The 17,033-nt window shown below is 45.0% G+C and carries 15 protein-coding genes and 3 tRNA genes; 2 read left to right on the top strand and 16 right to left on the bottom strand.

Going from position 1 to position 17,033, the window contains the following annotated elements; all coding sequences use genetic code 11:
- Positions 1-67 precede the first annotated feature (67 nt).
- A complete protein-coding gene (locus AYW76_RS10855; RefSeq protein WP_067219718.1) occupies positions 68-1,708 on the top strand; it encodes an alpha-glucosidase in 1,641 nt (546 codons plus the stop codon).
- Positions 1,709-1,812: 104 nt separating this feature from the next.
- Here AYW76_RS10855 and AYW76_RS10850 read toward each other — a convergent pair whose 3' ends face one another.
- From AYW76_RS10850 to AYW76_RS10820, 7 genes are all read right to left on the bottom strand, one after another.
- A complete protein-coding gene (locus AYW76_RS10850; RefSeq protein ID WP_067219715.1) occupies positions 1,813-3,102 on the bottom strand; it encodes an NAD(P)/FAD-dependent oxidoreductase in 1,290 nt (429 codons plus the stop codon).
- 75 nt (positions 3,103-3,177) lie between these two features.
- Positions 3,178-3,627, bottom strand: coding sequence for a YaiI/YqxD family protein (locus AYW76_RS10845; RefSeq protein ID WP_067037946.1), 450 nt, complete (start codon positions 3,625-3,627; stop codon positions 3,178-3,180).
- Between the two features lie 158 nt (positions 3,628-3,785).
- Positions 3,786-5,489 (bottom strand): acyl-CoA dehydrogenase family protein, encoded by a 1,704-nt coding sequence (locus tag AYW76_RS10840; protein ID WP_067219712.1) that lies wholly within the window; start codon positions 5,487-5,489, stop codon positions 3,786-3,788.
- 107 nt (positions 5,490-5,596) lie between these two features.
- Positions 5,597-6,652 (bottom strand): AraC family transcriptional regulator, encoded by a 1,056-nt coding sequence (locus tag AYW76_RS10835; protein WP_067037942.1) that lies wholly within the window; start codon positions 6,650-6,652, stop codon positions 5,597-5,599.
- A 69-nt stretch (positions 6,653-6,721) separates the two neighbouring features.
- Complete coding sequence (locus AYW76_RS10830; RefSeq protein WP_067219708.1) at positions 6,722-7,054, bottom strand: hypothetical protein; 333 nt, start codon at positions 7,052-7,054, stop codon at positions 6,722-6,724.
- 70 nt (positions 7,055-7,124) lie between these two features.
- Complete coding sequence (locus AYW76_RS10825; RefSeq protein ID WP_067219705.1) at positions 7,125-7,556, bottom strand: cytochrome b562; 432 nt, start codon at positions 7,554-7,556, stop codon at positions 7,125-7,127.
- A 108-nt stretch (positions 7,557-7,664) separates the two neighbouring features.
- Positions 7,665-9,518 carry a methyl-accepting chemotaxis protein gene (locus AYW76_RS10820; protein WP_197467807.1) on the bottom strand — a complete coding sequence of 618 codons (1,854 nt, stop codon included), beginning with the start codon at positions 9,516-9,518 and terminating at the stop codon, positions 7,665-7,667.
- Between the two features lie 94 nt (positions 9,519-9,612).
- Here AYW76_RS10820 and AYW76_RS10815 point away from each other — a divergent pair, with 94 nt between their 5' ends.
- Positions 9,613-9,921: a hypothetical protein gene (locus tag AYW76_RS10815; protein WP_231872598.1), complete on the top strand. Its 309-nt coding sequence runs from the start codon at positions 9,613-9,615 to the stop codon at positions 9,919-9,921.
- Here the strand turns inward: AYW76_RS10815 and AYW76_RS10810 are convergent.
- The 9 genes from AYW76_RS10810 to AYW76_RS10770 form a co-directional block, all read right to left on the bottom strand.
- Positions 9,918-12,377 carry a Lon protease family protein gene (locus AYW76_RS10810; protein ID WP_067219699.1) on the bottom strand — a complete coding sequence of 820 codons (2,460 nt, stop codon included), beginning with the start codon at positions 12,375-12,377 and terminating at the stop codon, positions 9,918-9,920. The genes AYW76_RS10815 and AYW76_RS10810 overlap by 4 nt on opposite strands.
- Positions 12,378-12,438: 61 nt before the next feature.
- Positions 12,439-13,236 carry a TatD family hydrolase gene (locus AYW76_RS10805; RefSeq protein WP_067219695.1) on the bottom strand — a complete coding sequence of 266 codons (798 nt, stop codon included), beginning with the start codon at positions 13,234-13,236 and terminating at the stop codon, positions 12,439-12,441.
- A gap of 5 nt (positions 13,237-13,241) precedes the next feature.
- Positions 13,242-14,177 carry a DNA polymerase III subunit delta' gene (gene holB / locus AYW76_RS10800; protein WP_067219691.1) on the bottom strand — a complete coding sequence of 312 codons (936 nt, stop codon included), beginning with the start codon at positions 14,175-14,177 and terminating at the stop codon, positions 13,242-13,244.
- The gene (gene tmk / locus AYW76_RS10795; RefSeq protein ID WP_067219686.1) at positions 14,174-14,806 is read right to left on the bottom strand and encodes a dTMP kinase; all 633 of its coding nucleotides are present in this window, start codon (positions 14,804-14,806) and stop codon (positions 14,174-14,176) included. Before tmk ends, holB begins: the two co-directional genes overlap by 4 nt.
- 8 nt (positions 14,807-14,814) lie before the next feature.
- Positions 14,815-15,843, bottom strand: coding sequence for an endolytic transglycosylase MltG (gene mltG, locus AYW76_RS10790; protein ID WP_067219683.1), 1,029 nt, complete (start codon positions 15,841-15,843; stop codon positions 14,815-14,817).
- Positions 15,843-16,640, bottom strand: coding sequence for an aminodeoxychorismate lyase (pabC, locus tag AYW76_RS10785; RefSeq protein ID WP_067219679.1), 798 nt, complete (start codon positions 16,638-16,640; stop codon positions 15,843-15,845). The genes mltG and pabC overlap by 1 nt, the downstream gene beginning before the upstream one ends.
- 44 nt (positions 16,641-16,684) lie before the next feature.
- Positions 16,685-16,760 (bottom strand) — tRNA-Glu (locus AYW76_RS10780).
- A 63-nt stretch (positions 16,761-16,823) separates the two neighbouring features.
- A tRNA-Glu gene (locus AYW76_RS10775) sits at positions 16,824-16,899 on the bottom strand.
- Between the two features lie 57 nt (positions 16,900-16,956).
- Positions 16,957-17,031 (bottom strand) — tRNA-Gly (locus AYW76_RS10770).
- Positions 17,032-17,033: the final 2 nt, after the last annotated feature.

The following is a 17,033-nucleotide window of genomic DNA, read 5'->3' as shown; positions in this document are numbered from 1 at the left end:
TTCACACGCTTTAGTGACATTTAGTGCTAGGGTAAACATATAGATGTCGGTTTTTAAGGAGTATGCGATGAGCAAAGAAACGACGGATTGGTGGCGCGGTGCCGTAATTTATCAAATTTATCCGCGTAGTTTTATGGATTCAAATGGCGATGGTATCGGTGATCTAAAAGGCATCACGCAAAAAATGGCCTACATTGCATCCCTCGGTGTCGATGCCATTTGGTTATCCCCTTTTTTCACATCCCCCATGAAAGACTTTGGTTATGACGTTTCTAATTATTGCGACGTGGACCCAATCTTTGGTGAGCTAGCAGATTTTGATGAACTCATTACGAAAGCACACCAACACAATATTAAAGTCATCATTGATCAAGTACTCAATCACACATCGGATCAACACCCTTGGTTTAAAGAGTCACGTTCTAGCCGTGACAACGATAAGTCAGACTGGTATGTCTGGGTCGATGCTAAACCCGATGGCACCGCTCCCAATAACTGGTTGTCGGTTTTCGGTGGCCCCGCTTGGCATTGGGACAGCCGTCGTCGACAGTATTATCTGCATAATTTCTTAAACAGCCAGCCCGATCTAAATTTCCATAACCCGCAGGTTGTAGACGCGTTACTCGACAGCGTACGCTTTTGGTTAGATCGAGGTGTCGACGGCTTCCGCTTAGACACGGCGAATTATTTCTTCCATGATCTTGAACTGCGCGATAATCCGCCAAAACAAGAGGTTGTCGAAGGCAGTATTGGCGTCAGTTTGGACAATCCTTATGGCTACCAATTGCACCTGTACGATAAATCACGCCCCGAAAACATTGCCTTTTTAGAGCGGCTGCGAGCACTACTGGATGAATACACAGGCATAACAACGGTTGGCGAAGTAGGCTGTGATTTTTCATTGAAAACCATGGCTGAATACACACAAGGTAACAACAAGCTGCACATGTGCTATTCGTTTGATTTACTCACGCATGACAGCAGCATGACCCATATTCATAACACTATGACGACCATCGAGGAAGGGCTTGAAAGCGGTTGGCCTTGCTGGTCTATGAGTAACCACGATGTCGAGCGTGTGGCGTCGCGCTGGAACCAAGGCAAAGCCTGTGCTGCAAAAAGCAAAGTGTATATGGCCATGCTATTGTCGCTTCGCGGTAGTGTGTGTCTGTACCAAGGAGAAGAGCTGGGTCTACCTGAAGCGCAGCTTGAATTCGATCAATTAGTAGATCCATTTGGCATCAATTTTTGGCCAGAATTTAAAGGCCGAGATGGCTGTCGAACACCGATGCCATGGGAAAAGCAACCGACTGGAGGGTTTTCGAGCAATCATTCTCCTTGGTTGCCGATCAGCGACCTACACCTACCTTTAGCCGTTTCAGAACAACAGGGTGATCGACATTCTGTTCTGCACGCGTATCGGGACTTTTTACATTTTAGAAAGCACCACCCGGCGCTGATCTCTGGTGATATCGAGTTCTTGTTTAGCGATCAGGATATCTTGGTCTTCACCCGTACCCATGATGAAGAAATGCTTCTTGTCGGCATTAACGTAGGCGATCAGGGGCACTTCACTTCCCCTTTAAGTTATGAGGTCACAGATATCGTTATGCCTGAGGGATTGAGAGTTGGTCAATATGAGAACAGCAAGCTTATATTGCCATCTAATTCCGTTTACCTTGGAAAAATCACTAAAACCGTCATGTAAACAATACTGTTTAAATATACAGTTATCATAAAATAGGCACAAAAAAGGGGAAACTTCATTGAAGTAACCCCTTTTTTAATCCGACTGCCTTATAACGTTAGCGCCTAATGAAGCTTAAGTTTTGGCTTAACAACTTTGCCAACGCGTTGCGCAGCCATAATAATCATCGCTTTAAACCAGCCGTGGATGGCAATTAAGTGCAAGCGATAGAGGGATACGTATACGAAACGAGCCAAACGGCCTTCTATAAACATAGACCCTTTCATCAGATTGCCCATTAAGCTGCCAACTGTGCTGTATTTGCTGAGGTTGACCAATGAGCCATAGTCTTTATATTCGTATTCTTGTAGAGGCTGCCCTTTGAACTCGGCCACAATATTATCGTGTACTAAAGCCGCCATTTGATGAGCAGATTGAGCACGCGGTGGCACGAATGAACCATTGGCTTGCTTGCAGGCGCAGCAGTCACCAATCACATACAGATCATCATAACTCGTGCTTTGCAGCGTACCTTTTACCAACACTTGATTGTTACGAGTGGTTTCAAGGCCTTCAATTTCGCTGAGAAATTTCGGCGCTTTTACACCAGCTGCCCAAATCATTAAATCTGCTTTGTGAAGCTCGCCTTTTTTTGTCATCAAGCCTTCGTAACTTGCCTCAGTAATACAGGTATCTTCGAGGACATTTACACCAAGTTGCTCCAGCTCCTTCTTAGCGTTGTTAGCGATACGTTCAGGGAGCGCCGGAAGAATACGAGCCCCTGCCTCAATGAGCTCCACGTTTACCTTTTCAGAAGTGATTTCTTCCATGCCATACGATTTAAGCAGCTCTGCCACATGGAAAAGCTCAGCAGATAACTCTACGCCAGTTGCACCACCTCCTACGATAGAGATATTTAATTTTTGATCTCCAGGAAGTTGATGAATTCGCAAGAACTGCGTTAAAAGCGCTTGTTGAAAGCGTTCCGCTTGGCGATGAGAGTCTAGAAAATAACAGTGTTCTGCTACCCCAGGCGTGCCAAAATCATTGCTAACACTGCCTACAGCCAACACTAAAATATCATAATCAACTTTTCGAGCAGGTAAGACTTCGTGGCCTTTATCATCGCTTATAGAAGTAAGGCTAATCGTCTTGTTAATGGCGTCAATTTCATAGGCGGTGCCCAGCTTAAATGTGTAGTGGTGTTTCGTTGAGTGAGCACGATAGTTAAGACCATCAGTGTTGATATCAATGGATCCGGTGGCCACTTCATGCAACAGCGGTTTCCAAATATGCGTCTGAGAACGGTCAATTAAGGTGATTTGAGCATGCTTACGCTTGCCTAGGCTATGACCTAAACGGGTTGCAAGTTCTAAGCCCCCTGCACCACCACCTAATACTACAATTTTTTTCATATTAAACCCCAAACTGTGAATGATTTGCTAAGCATTGGAGTTGCTTAGCAAATCACTCCTCAACAGAGGAATGATTTAGTGTACGCGTTTCGCTAGCAGTCGATCCAGCGCATTGGCAAAGGCTGCTTTATCTTTATCGCCAAACGGCGCAGCGCCGCCGGTATCAAACCCGCTAGAACGCATTTGATCCATAAAGTCACGCATACCAAGCTTTTGTTTGATGTTATCAGTGGTGTACTGCTCACCTTTGGACGTTAACACTAACGCACCACGGGCAATACAGTCAGAGGCAAGCGGGATATCGGAGGTAATAACGACATCACCAGGGGAAACATTTTCTTCGATGTAGGTATCGGCTTCATCAAAACCACTTGGCACAACTTTTCGCACCAGCCATTTACTCGGTGGTAAGGCGACAGCCATATTCGCAACAAAAGTACAAAGCACTTCACAGCGTTCAGCCGCTTTAAAAAGAATTGGCTTGATTGCATTAGGACACGCGTCGGCGTCCACCCATATTTGCATTGAGAACTCCTTAACTAAGAGTTCTATTATTGCGGACTCAGCGTTTGTTTGGCTATAGGGAAAGTGATGGTTTTTATAAAATATCATTATTTTCAGTTATAGCGGGCAATCACTGCCCGCACAGTAACGTAATATAAATATATTATTTACGATTATTATTACTTCAGCAGTTCTGCAGAAGGTATCGGCTCACTAGGTCCAAATTGTTTAAGCGAATCAAAATAGTATCGCCCACGACCAATGACATGTTTAAAGTAAAATTCGGTTTTGGCTTGCCAAGCGGCGCTTGCTTGATCACTTTGATTGCCTTTCAGCAGCAACCAGCCACCAATGGTAAAACCAGAGAGCATCATGAAGTCGTATGCCGCTTCGCTTGATTCAACCTCATTGCTTAACAACATCGCTTTCGATTGCTCGATAAGGTTCACATAGTCAGCAAGAGTATCTGAATGCGCCGTTCCACTAAAATGACTCACGTCGGTACGAATGTCTTCGATTAAAGCCGTTAATGCAGCCCCTTGGTCTCCCTGAAGTTTCCTTCCCACAAGGTCTAACGCCTGAATACCATTGGTTCCTTCATAGATAGGCAAGATTCGCGCATCTCGAAAGAGCTGAGCCACGCCAGTTTCCTCAATGTAACCCATGCCGCCATGCACCTGCACCGCCAGCGAAACGATCTCTTGCGCCATTTCTGTCAGCCAGCCTTTAACGATCGGGGTATAGAGTTCCGTTCGAGCCAAATGCTGTCCATTTTGGTCAGATAAATCGCTTTCCACTGAGGCGGTGTACATCAAGGCTCGCATCGCCGATAAGGTACTCGCCATTTGCCACAACATACGTTTCACATCGCCATGCTCAGCAATAGCAACTTTTTCTTTCGAACCTTTTGCTGCACCTTGAACACGATCAAAGGAATAATACAAAGCCATTTGATAGGCCGCTTCTGCTACGGCTAAGCCTTGTAATCCCACACTCTGGCGCGCGTTATTCATCATCGTAAACATGGCGGCAAGGCCTTTATTCTCTTGGCCGACAAGGTAACCAATGGCGCCTTCGCTTTCGCCAAACTGCATCACACAGGTTGGTGATCCATGAATGCCCATTTTGTGCTCGATCGATAAGGGGTATACGTCGTTGCGGCGACCTGGATGACCGTTGTCGTCCAACAGATATTTAGGTACTAAGAATAACGAAATTCCCCGCACACCCTCAGGTGCATCCGGTAGACGAGCCAACACCAAATGAATGATGTTTTCACTCATCAAGTGGTCTCCCCAAGTGATGTAGATTTTTTGTCCGTAAATTCGATATTGCTCGCCATCACGAACCGCTTTGGTTTTAATGGCTGCCAAATCACTGCCCGCACCTGGCTCAGTTAAGTTCATGGTGCCGGTCCATTTACCAGATATCATGTTTGGCAAGTAAGTGTTTTTTAATTCATCGCTCGCGTGGGTATCAATCGCGTCAACAGCCCCCTGAGTCAGCAGCGGACACAACGAAAAAGATAAATTAGAAGACTGAATACCTTCGTTGAAGGCGACTTCTAGTGCGCGCGGAAGTTCTTGTCCACCGTATTGCTCTGGGGCACTCAGTGTTGTCCATGCTGCGTCTTGGAGGGCTTCGTATACCGCTTTGAATTCTGGCGTTTCTTGAACGCAACGCTCCACCATTTTAGGAGGTGTTACGTCACCTAATCGATTACTCGGCGCAACGATCTGTTCAGAAAACTTAGCGGCCTCGGATAAAATAGGCTCAAGAAGGTCGGCGCCATAGTTTGGGAAATGCGGTTCCAGTCGCTCAATGCCTGCAATATGCTCTAAGCAAAACTGTACTTCTTGGGCTGGATAGCGGTAACCACTCATTGATCGACTCCTCATATTTTTATTTTTAAGAGTGGATAATTAGAGCCTATTCAACAATGGCAAATGGTTGCTAATTTGCTGACAAATAGGCTCACAGGCAACACGGGTTAATTCAGTGTTTGATAATCGGCATGTTTACGATATTCACCTGGTGTCATGCCCGTCCACTTCTTAAACGAGCGATAGAAAGCACTCGGCTCCTCAAATCCCATCAATGCTGCAATTTCATTAAACGACAGCTGCGGTGCGTTGATATAGGTGATCGCCGCCTCTTTACGGCACTCATCTTTGATTTGCTGAAAAGAGGTATCTTCGTCAGTCAGGCGACGACGTAACGTTGAAACACTCATATTCAACATGGATGCAACTTCTTCGGCTGACAGCATTTCTTGTGAGAAATCTTTTCCCAAAATGGAAATCACCCGAGACTTCAAACTGTTGTCATTATCGACCATTACTAACAGCTGATAAGGTGCCGTTTTGAGGAAGCTGCGTAAACTGTCGTCGTTCTGCACCAAAGGCATGTCTAGATAAGAGGCAGGAAATACTAATGCATTGCCATGTTGCGAGAACTTCACATCAGATTGGAATAGCGTCTGATAATACTCCACGTCGTCTGGACGTGTGGCGGTAAAATAAGCCGCTTTTAATACCAAACGGCGACCAATAAACCAACTGATAAAATGATGCCACATTGAGAGGGTGGTACGAACACGTTCTGGGGAATCAAACGCCTTATCTAGAGAAATATTAGCGCCCTCTTCAAGTGACTCGATCGGAGCAAACGTCACTTTCGCGAAGCGCCCTTTTTTAACGACGATTGGCTTGATGGTTGGACCACGACAGATTTCATAAAAATCACTGCAGCGTTTAAGGGCTTGGCCAAGATTTTTTGAATGCAGAATACACAGACACATCATACGAAATGAGCCTTTTGGCATTCGGCCACCGCTTAATATACCGAACGACTCATCGTTCATCATCTGCATGATACGTTGATATAACAAACCATAAAGGTATACAGAGATACCTTTCGCTTCTTCTACTTCAGAGCGCGATAACCCTACTTCGTTTAACAGCGGTGCAATATCACAACCTTGATTTTCAACCGCATTAAGAAGATATCGAACACTCTGTGCAGGAACAGTCGCTTTTATTTCCATCCAAAGCTTCCTTAAAAATATCAAGCACAAAAAAAGGCTGCATAGGAATGCAGCCTTTTAGTTTTATTATTAGTTTTCTTCAGTGAACGCATCAAGCAAATCGTTAACGACAGTATCTTCTTCGCTAACCTTCGTATCCACCTTCTTCGCTGTTTCATCCACTTTAGGAGTAAACGTGAAGCGTTTCGGGCGAACTTTTTGCTGAACTGCCTCAGGCTCTGGCAATAGGCCAAGGCGCTCAAGCTTTTTCTTAGCTTGCTCTTTACGTTGCTTTTCTTTCTTTGCATCAAAACGAGTAGGATTCGCAGCTTTGCGAGCCTTCTTCTGCTCTTTATGCATTTCCTTGGTACCAGTTTTACCAAGTTTCCCTTTCAGACTACGGGACTTTTTCACGCGAGCCATAATTAACCTCTCTAACAAGACACCTATTGTAGCAATCAAGTTCAATTAGGTCACGCTGAACACAAACTCATTAGCAATCAGTTTTGAATGCTCGGTGACCTTTTTTACGCAAGTTGCCGATTTCACCCAGCATGGTCTTAGCTTTACTGCTGTCTTTCGCTTCTAACGCACCATCTAACGCCATGAAGGCGGCAATAGTGTCATCAATAACGGATTGGTAATCGGCTTGACGTGCGGCCAACTTATCTCCACTCAGACCCTTTTCTTCAAAAAGATAAGGCGTTTCTTCACGAGCATCACGCAACACCGTGATAATCGTGTCGATACGCTCTTCAGCAGACGCGTAATTGTCTTTTTTCACGTCAAAAGCCAGACTTTTCATTTCAGTTTTCAACGTCGACATGTCTTCATGAAGTGCCGTGTCATCACAGGACTGATTAGCAAACGTCAAGCCACTAACAGATAACAGTAATCCACTTACTAAAACTTTCTTACTTAACATCCTCTCTCTCCTGTATTTGTTAAGTTATCTTCGAAAAACACTCTATAGAACCGATTTACGCATTAAGGTTCCTGAAACGTATAAAAAAATGCTTCAGGAACCTATTGTTTACACTTTAAAGCGTGCAATTTGATGCTCTAGGCGATCAGCGAGCTGCGCCAGTGACTCCGCACCGTCTGCCGTTTTGTTCGCTTCACCAGATAAACGCTGAGAAATCTCTTGAATTGACTCGCTATTTTTAGAGATATCTGTCGTCACAATATTTTGCTCTTCCGCCGCACTGGCTATTTGCATCGCCATATCACTTATTTTGTGCACCGCTTGAAGAATAGAATCCAAGGCGATGGCCGCGGCCGCTGACTCACTTACTGCACCGTCCGCAATCGTAGTTGAACGCTCCATTGAAGATACTACGCTAGATGTAACAGAATTTAAGCCTTCAATCTTATCACGAATTTCTTCTGTTGAACTTTGAGTGCGTTGAGATAACAGTCGCACTTCATCAGCCACAACAGCGAAACCTCGACCTTGCTCTCCAGCCCGAGCAGCTTCAATCGCCGCATTTAAGGCTAACAAGTTGGTTTTCTCAGCGATGTCTTGAATGGTTAACAAAATAGAGCTTATCCCTTGGACATGCACGCCAAGATTAGCAATTATCTCTGAAGCTTGATGCACCTCATCCGCCAAGCTTTTTATTTCAGTCTGGGCAACATTGACAATACGGCTGCCTTCATTGCTGTTTTCAGCCGCCTCTTGAGAGGCTCCGGCCGTATGTTCAGCATTAATGGCAATTTCTTGAGTGGCAGTCGATAACTGACTGACTGCGGTTGCGACCATAGTGATTTCATTCAGCTGTACGTTAAGCTCTTTACTAGACTGTTGCGATAACGCTTTAGAGTCGTGCGCTAACGTGTTCAGGCTACTGGACATCGATTTAATGTCAGCAATCAAACCGCTCAACGTACCAAGGAACCCGTTAAAGTGGGCCGCTAATTGGCCGACCTCATCCTTACTGTCTACTTCAATTCGTTTCGTTAAATCCCCTTCACCCTTGCTGATTTCCTCTAAGGCTGCGCTGACTTGAGTAATACCAACCAGCAACTTTGAACTGATGACCGAAATTAACATTGAGATAATTAATGCAATCACCAGTGCCGCGGGCACTAAAGTGAATAGCAATGTATTAAGTGGCGCCATGACAGCCTTACGATCCAATTCAAACACAATCGTCCAGTTACTGTTCGGCACATCAAACTTGGCAATTAGATCACCATCAAGCGTCACCAATTGCCCATTAGTAAGATCAGATAATGGGTAACCAAATACTGATTCCACGCGCTTGTTATAATTTTCTTTTTGACTGTCTGCCAACACTAAACCGTCTTTATCGGCCAAATAAGCGTGTCCATTGCCAGCCAGTTTGACATCCAGAATACCACTTGTGACATCATCAAGATTAATATCTGCGCCAGCGACACCCGTTTGCTGCCCATTTTTAATGACAGATTGTGCAGCTGTAATCATCAGTTTACCTGTAGAAGCACCCACATAAGGCGATGTAAAGATCACGCCCTGTTTACTTTTAGCTGCTTTGTACCAAGGACGCTTTCTTGGGTCGTAATCGGAAGGCAATATGTCGTTTGGATCGCTTTGCAACATCACACCCTTCTCTGAACCAAAATAGGCAATTGCAAAACGGCCCGCTTCAGTGGCTTGCTGTAAAGACTGCTGAGAAACCTCTGAAGTGGACAAGTAATTTGCAAGTGCGGATACGGCAGCTTCTTTAGACGATGTCCACTCGACTACTTTTTCAACTTGCCCATTACCTATGGCAGATATTTCATTACGTATATTTTGTTCAATAGAGCTTTTAAGTTGTATGTAGCTGATACTGCATACAACAAATGCTGTCAAAACAGCACAACCAAAAACCAACATTGAAAATTTACGCCTAAGAGTCATTGACCACTCCATTTTATTTAGAAGTTTTATAGAAATCGTTATAATCAGCAGATATGTTAAACAATCCCCTAATCCTATAACTGAATGTTATGCCATGAACAGAAAACAGTATATACATGTGTGCGCAGCATTCATTATCGTAGTCGGTATTTTTTCCTTAAATACAGCTAAGGCCGCGGAATGCTCTGATCGAAATGCTATTGAAGCCGCAATACAGGCTTCGGGGAGTATCGTAGGTGGCGACAGTTTTCGAAAACCAAGAGTTCTTAAGCGTCATCATCCCAGTAAACGAAAAGAGGTCGCCACCTACTTTCGTAGTGGCGACCTCTATTACACGCTTTTTTGGCTCGTTTCAGATGACTGCAAAGCAGGCTTCATCAAACGCACCCAAGGCAAGTATTAAGACTTTTTAGTGTCGTCTGATTTATCTTTGTCTGACTTAGCTTTTTCTTTGTCCGACTCGCCTTCTGATTCTTCATCGTCTTCATGACCCAATTTAGAAATCTCTTCTAGTCGATTCAAAACCATATTCGATAACGTGCCTTCTGGGTAATTGCCTTCCGAGTCTTGAACACCCGGTTCAATTCCCGTTAGCAAATGCAGTGCTTCATCGGCATTTTCAATCGCGTAAACATGGAATTTACCCGCTTCAACGGCCTCAATCACCTCATCACTCAACATCAAGTTGATCACGTTTGATTTAGGAATAATGACACCTTGCGTTCCCGTTAGGCCACGAGCACTACAAACGTTAAAGAAACCTTCAATCTTCTCATTCACACCACCGATCGCCTGAACCTGCCCGTATTGATTCAATGAGCCTGTAATCGCTAGATCTTGACGTAATGGTACATTCACCAATGCTGACAACAAACAACACAACTCAGCGGTTGAAGCGCTGTCGCCATCGACATAGCCGTAGCTCTGCTCCATTGCAATCGATGCACAAATATCCAGTGGGTATCTTTGCGCGTAACGATGACCCAAGAAACCAGACAAAATCAACACGCCTTTAGAGTGAATGTTTTGCCCTAAATTGGATTCACGTTCGATATCGATGATGCCTTTACCACCTGGATACACTGTCGTAGAGATACGAGCGGGCGCACCAAAACTGCTGTCACCAATCTGCATGACAGTAAGGCCATTGATTTTACCGATGGCTTCGCCATCACTGTCAAGCAAGATGGTGCCGTCTACGATCTCTTCAATGATTTTCTCGGCAACACGGCCGGTACGGTCTTTTTTAGCCGCCAATGCGCGCGCTACGTGCACATCAGTAATCACATCGTCTTTCGCAAGTTGACGGTTAAAGTCCGCCTCACCTAATAACTCAAATACATCGCCGATCTTAGCCGCCATTTCTTTCTGGTGTTCAGCTAAACGGCTGCTGTATTCGATCAGACGCGCGACACCTTTTTGCGAGACATCGGAATACCCTTCTTTGGCAATACGGTCTTTTAACAATCGAGCGAACGCCAATTCTGTTTCTTCGTTACGTTTTAGCGAGTCATCGAAGTCGACTAATACGCGAAACATCTCTTGGAAATCAGGATCTGCATCTTGTAATAAGTAATAAATATCACGAGAACCAATCAACACCACTTTCACTTGTAACGGAAGGTCTTCAGGTGACAAGGTGGTCGTATTCATTAGACCCATGTCTGCATAGGGGTGCTCAATCTTCAACGTTTTGCTTTTTAGAGCGCGCTTCAGTGCTTCCCACAAATAATGGTCTGTCAGTAGCTTCTCAGCGTCTAGAATCAGATAGCCGCCATTCGCAGCATGTAGGCTGCCAGAGCGGATCAAACGGTAGCTTGTGATCAACATACCTTGATCAGAGCTGTACTCAACCTGACCGAATAAGTTGCGATACGTTGGATGTGGCTCATAGACCACGGGCTGACCGCCATCTGAAGTGTGTGTCACCGCTACATTAGGCAGGTACATTTCTTCGTACATGGCACGACGGCTGGTTTCATCGCGATTATCAGATGCCTTATCGTCAACAAACTGGTCGATAATGACTTTATCTAAGTCTTCGCGCATTTCTTTTAAGAAGCTTTGGACGGCTTCTTCTTCAAGATACTTGTTGAAAAGCGGTTCAATCAATGGATCCAGTGCTTCTTTCACTGTTTCAAGATTCAGCTCACGCAGTTGCTCGTAAGAAATTCGTTTCCATGTTGGCAGGCTAAGCAGCTCATTGTTCAACATGCCTTCTAATTCAGACACACCCGCTTGGAACGCATCACGCTCTTCATCTGACAAGGTGGCAAAGTCAGCTTCATCTAATGCTTTGCCTTCACGCATAGGCGCAAAGCTAACTGACGAGGCATCGCGAAACATGGCTACGCCAATCTTTGAAGCATGACGCTCAACTCGGTTGATCGCTGTTTCATATTGTTCATTGAAGACGCGATCAATAGCGCCTTTTTGCTCTTGGTAGTTTGGGTTTTCAAACGCTGCTGGGAATGTTCCCATTAAGCCATCGATCAGTGCACGAATGTCTTGCTCAAATTCTTTCGATTGACCAGGTTTAAATTCGATCGCTTTTGGGGTGCGGTAATCTTTGAAATTATTGACGTAGACCCATTCGCTTGGCGACTCTTTACGTTTCGCTTCGCTTTTTAGGTAGCTAGTCACATAAGATGAACGCCCGGTTCCAGAGCCACCCATGACAAAAATATTGTAACCTGGGCGGTGCATTGCCACACCAAATTGAATCGCTTCTACTGCTCGCTCTTGACCTAAAATACCGCTTAGTGACTCTAATTCATTTAATGTTTTGAAGGGCAATTTGCCTTCTTGTAATTTGGCAGCCAGCGCGCTCGGCGCTAAAGGTTGAACCATTTCTGACATCTAACAGGTCCTTTTGAGGACAGCGCTCAGGCTCACTGAACACTGTATTATGGTGTAATTATTAGTTAAGTACGTCGTTACGATTCACTTTAGAGAACTTACGATGGAAATTAGAAGAACTGATTTCCATAAGTTCTTCTAAGCGAATTTTTTTAATATCCGCAACGAACTGAGCCACATCACGAACATACTTCGGCTCGTTCTTTTTACCTCGATGTGGAATGGGAGCCAAATAGGGAGAATCCGTCTCTACAATCAATGACTCTAAGGGTAATTTGCGCACAGTGTCGCGTAAATCCTCAGCATTTTTGAATGTAACAATGCCTGAGATAGAAATTAAGTAGTTTAAATCTAAAGCACTCCTAGCCATGGCATAGTCTTCGGTGAAGCAATGCAATACGCCACCTACGTTTTGATCACCATGACTTTTGATTAAATCTAACGTGTCTTGCTTCGCATCACGAGTATGAATGATCGTCGGTAGCGCTAATTGCCCCGACACATCTAAATGCACGGCAAAACTGTCTTTTTGCGCTTGATGCAGCTCCGGCTCTTTGTCATAAAAATAGTCTAGCCCTGTTTCACCAATGGCCACAACTTTGGGGCGACGTGCCAGTTCAAGCAACGATTCAGGATCTTGCAGCAAACCTTCTTTATGCAATGGGTGAACACCGCAACTGGCGATGATTCCAGAACGATCTGTAAACTTATAAACATTCTCAAAGCTGTCAAGATCCACAGAGATTGTCAGTATCTGATTTACCCCCGCATCACGTGCCGCATCAATAGCACCTTCGGTACCGTTTTCATAAGCATTTATATCAAGTTTGTCTAAGTGACAGTGAGAATCTACTAACATTTACCTTACCAAGAATTTAATTCGCCAATTATTTGTATAGTGGGGTTTAAATGGGTTTTATCAAGTTGCGATTTCAATTCGGTTAGACTTTGAACAAAGCCCATTAATCGATAGATATCGTAACGTGTTAATAAACTTGTACAGGCACCTTGCACTAAAGCATTACATTGTCCCGACGCAGAATACTGCACCGCGGCACTGAGTAAAGCTAATAAGCCATCAATAAAATCAGCCGTATTGTCTTTATTAGCCTTCCCAGCAAACTCGTCAGTACGCATCCCGCCTTGCAACCACTGCTCTAACCAATCAGGAAGCTGCTGTAACATATCAAAGCTATTGGACGTAGATAACGCCAACAAATGATAAGGCGTCTGCGAGAACCACATGAGTTTGGAAACATCTACCTTAGCTTCATGGTATAGCCACTCCGTCACCTGCACTTCACTCGGTGTCGGGAGCAACATACGCTGACAACGACTCAAAATGGTAGGCATTAGGGCGCGGGAGGTATGCGTAGTCAATACAAAGTAGGTAGCCGCTGGCGGCTCTTCGAGCGCTTTCAGAATTGCGTTAGCCGCATTGGTGTTCATACGATGCGCTTCATGTATTAGCACAACTTTTGAATAACCCAGCTGTGGTTTATTGGCGACTTTTGCTGCCACTTGTCGAACGGCGTCCACTTTTATTCCGCCGTCTTGCCCATCAAGTATTTGTAAGTCCGGATGGGTGTCCGCTTGTGCGACCTGGCAACTATGACACTTGCCACAGGGTGCGCGGTCAATGTGTTCACACAATAAAAGCTTCGTTAGCGCTTCTGCGAAGGCATTCTGGCCAACACCGTTAATACCACTAATCAGTAACGCATGATGAAACTTGCCCGAACGACGCCACTCTTGCGCTTGCTCATAATAAGCCATAAGCCAAGGCGCTAAAACACTCATGCGTTATGTCCAGCCAAGAGTGCATTTAGCTGAGCCACTATTTGAGCTTCTACCGATGCGATAGATTGACTGGCATCCACTACCACAAAACGCTCTGGATCTTGACTGGCCCGATGCAAAAAACCATCACGCACTTTTTGATGAAACGCTAACGACTCGCCATCCAAACGGTTTGATTCACCGCGCGATTGTACGCGCTGCAGCCCTAACTCTACCGGGACATCTAATAACAACGTTTTATTCGGCAATTGATTTTTAAGAAAGGTGTCGACTAAGTTATCAATAACGGATTCGTTAATACCACGCGCTACACCTTGGTAGACATAACTCGAATCAACAAAACGATCACTGATAACCCATTTTCCTTGTGCCAGTGCTGGCTGTATCTTTTCATTCAAATGCTGAACTCTGGAGGCAAAGACCAACAACAGTTCCGTATTAGGAGCCACCTGCTCATCACGAGCAGACAGAACTAACTCGCGAATTTCTTCAGCCATCGGTGTGCCACCAGGCTCTCGCGTCAATACATACGGGATTTCGTGCTCAGTTAGCCACGCTTCGATACACTGAATCGCAGAGCTTTTTCCTGCCCCCTCACCGCCTTCAAGAGAAATAAATTGTGCGTTCATAATAACCTCTATTGCGCCGGTGCAGACGTGTAGTCTTTACGTCTTTGAAAACGCTGGTAACGCGCAACCGCATTGTTGTGTTCTCTCAATGTATTCGAGAAAACATGCGAACCATCGCCTTTCGCTACAAAATACAGTGCTTTGGTTTCACCTGGGTTTAACGCTGCATTAATCGCCTCAACACCCACATTGGCAATCGGTGTTGGCGGCAATCTATTGATTTGATAAGTATTGTAAGGTGTATGCTGACGTAAGTCGGCACGAGTGATATTACCTTTGTAGCGATCGCCCATACCATAGATCACCGTTGGGTCGGTTTGCAAACGCATGCCTTTTTCTAAGCGACTGATAAAGACGCGTGCAATTAAAGGCCGTTCATCTGCTACACCGGTTTCTTTTTCAATGATAGACGCCATGATTAATGCTTCATAAGGGGTCTTGTACGGTAAGTCTTTCGCTTTGCCAGACCATTCTTTATCCAATGCGGCTTCAAGCAATGCATTCGCCTGCATGAAAATATCTAAGTCCGTATCGCCATCGTGATAGCGATAGGTATTGGCAAACAGCATACCTTCTGGCGAGTTGCTCTCTAACCCCATCTTTTCAGCTATTTGCTTATCCGTAAGCTCGGATAAGGTCATTTCGATATTACCCTTCGCTTTCATCGCAGCAAGATAATCACGAAATGTATGACCTTCCAGTAAGGTAATGGGATAAAACAATGTGTCGCCAGAATCAAATAAGGCCAAGGCATCCATTAAACTCATGTCTGGTTTAATCTCATATTTCCCCACTTTAGGCACCAAGGTTGGATCCAACTTAAATGCCAAACGGGTAAGCTGAGGGTACTGAATCCATCCTCGTTCTGACAACTGATGGCCAAGCTTTATAATCGACGCCCCGGGTTTCACATCAAAGGTTGCTTTTTCAGACACCATCATAGGCTCTGTTAGCGCATTATAGGCCCACGTTGCAGCAACTGCAGTTAAAGTGATGGCTAATACGATAGCGAGGGCGATCCATTTAACGAATTTCATTATGTATTTACTTGATCCATTAGTGTTCGGGTTAGTTTACCAAGCTGAAGAATACGATCATCAAACTTTACAACAGGCAAAATACCACTAAGGGCATTGCTAACAAAGATCTCATCGGCTTGCTGAAGACTGGCCAATGAAAAATGACCGACATTAACACTACCGACAAAATTTGACAGTATACTTGTTCGACAACTTCCTTGAACGCCTGATTTTGAAAGCGCTGGCGTGAACAGTTCACCACGTGTAATCCAAAATATATTACTTTGAACACATTCTATAACATGTCCATTCGCGTCCAACATAACCGCTTCATAAGCACGATCAGCCAGTTCTTGTTTGGCAAGTACGTTTTCCAATCGATTTAAATGCTTCATGCCGCTTAAAGAAGGGTTAATCGATGTTTGAATACGAGACATAACAAGCGATACCCCCTCACTTCGTTGCTGTGAGTAATTAGGCGCATCAAAGACACCGACAAGGAACTCGTAAGCTGCATCCGTAGGCGGTCTATAACCTCGCCCACCGGAACCACGCGTGAGCATGAGCTTGATGCCGCAATTGGGATTTTTAAGCGCTTGTTGAGCAATAAAGGCCCAGCAAATTTGCCATTGCTCAGGCGAAATATTAAAGCCTAATCGGCGACAGCCGCGTTTGATGCGAGCTTGATGAATAGCGAGTTTTGGGATGTATCCTGAATGCGTTGCAATTGTCTCAAATAATCCGTCTCCGTAGGATAAACCACGGTCAGTGATGGATAGCGAGGAGTCAGGAAGATAGTTTCTGAACCACTGCATATGATTGATCTCAAACGAAAGGTGAATCATATCAGATTGAAGAATGGCGTCCCATAGGGGGTTCGAACCCCTGTTACCGCCGTGAAAGGGCGGTGTCCTAGGCCTCTAGACGAATGGGACGTAATTGAAGCGTACTTCAGTGACTATATTTTACACCGAGCCACATTCATAAAAGAAAGTCGGTGGCGTCCCATAGGGGGTTCGAACCCCTGTTACCGCCGTGAAAGGGCGGTGTCCTAGGCCTCTAGACGAATGGGACACATCATTTGCTTCCGTAGAAGCACCCTCTTTCGAGGATTTTCTCGCAAGGAGAACTTGGAGCGGGAAACGAGGCTCGAACTCGCGACCCCAACCTTGGCAAGGTTGTGCTCTACCACTGAGCTATTCCCGCAT

Origin of the sequence: Marinomonas gallaica, assembly GCF_001639745.1 — a bacterium.
In the GTDB taxonomy this organism is placed as follows: domain Bacteria; phylum Pseudomonadota; class Gammaproteobacteria; order Pseudomonadales; family Marinomonadaceae; genus Marinomonas; species Marinomonas gallaica.
Note: the sequence above shows the minus strand (reverse complement) of the source record. Positions and strands in the feature narration are given on the sequence as shown.

Coding starts and splice junctions, on each gene's coding strand:
- AYW76_RS10845 (WP_067037946.1), bottom strand. CDS start 3,627: ATGCAAATATGGGTGGACGCCGACGCGTGTCCTAATGCAATCAAGCCA.
- AYW76_RS10805 (WP_067219695.1), bottom strand. CDS start 13,236: ATGTTAGTAGATTCTCACTGTCACTTAGACAAACTTGATATAAATGCT.
- AYW76_RS10825 (WP_067219705.1), bottom strand. CDS start 7,556: ATGTTAAGTAAGAAAGTTTTAGTAAGTGGATTACTGTTATCTGTTAGT.
- AYW76_RS10810 (WP_067219699.1), bottom strand. CDS start 12,377: ATGTCAGAAATGGTTCAACCTTTAGCGCCGAGCGCGCTGGCTGCCAAA.
- tmk (WP_067219686.1), bottom strand. CDS start 14,806: ATGAACGCACAATTTATTTCTCTTGAAGGCGGTGAGGGGGCAGGAAAA.
- holB (WP_067219691.1), bottom strand. CDS start 14,177: ATGAGTGTTTTAGCGCCTTGGCTTATGGCTTATTATGAGCAAGCGCAA.
- AYW76_RS10830 (WP_067219708.1), bottom strand. CDS start 7,054: ATGGCTCGCGTGAAAAAGTCCCGTAGTCTGAAAGGGAAACTTGGTAAA.
- AYW76_RS10850 (WP_067219715.1), bottom strand. CDS start 3,102: ATGAAAAAAATTGTAGTATTAGGTGGTGGTGCAGGGGGCTTAGAACTT.
- AYW76_RS10835 (WP_067037942.1), bottom strand. CDS start 6,652: ATGGAAATAAAAGCGACTGTTCCTGCACAGAGTGTTCGATATCTTCTT.
- AYW76_RS10820 (WP_197467807.1), bottom strand. CDS start 9,518: ATGACTCTTAGGCGTAAATTTTCAATGTTGGTTTTTGGTTGTGCTGTT.
- pabC (WP_067219679.1), bottom strand. CDS start 16,640: ATGCAGTGGTTCAGAAACTATCTTCCTGACTCCTCGCTATCCATCACT.
- AYW76_RS10840 (WP_067219712.1), bottom strand. CDS start 5,489: ATGAGTGGTTACCGCTATCCAGCCCAAGAAGTACAGTTTTGCTTAGAG.
- mltG (WP_067219683.1), bottom strand. CDS start 15,843: ATGAAATTCGTTAAATGGATCGCCCTCGCTATCGTATTAGCCATCACT.
- AYW76_RS10855 (WP_067219718.1), top strand. CDS start 68: ATGAGCAAAGAAACGACGGATTGGTGGCGCGGTGCCGTAATTTATCAA.
- AYW76_RS10815 (WP_231872598.1), top strand. CDS start 9,613: ATGAACAGAAAACAGTATATACATGTGTGCGCAGCATTCATTATCGTA.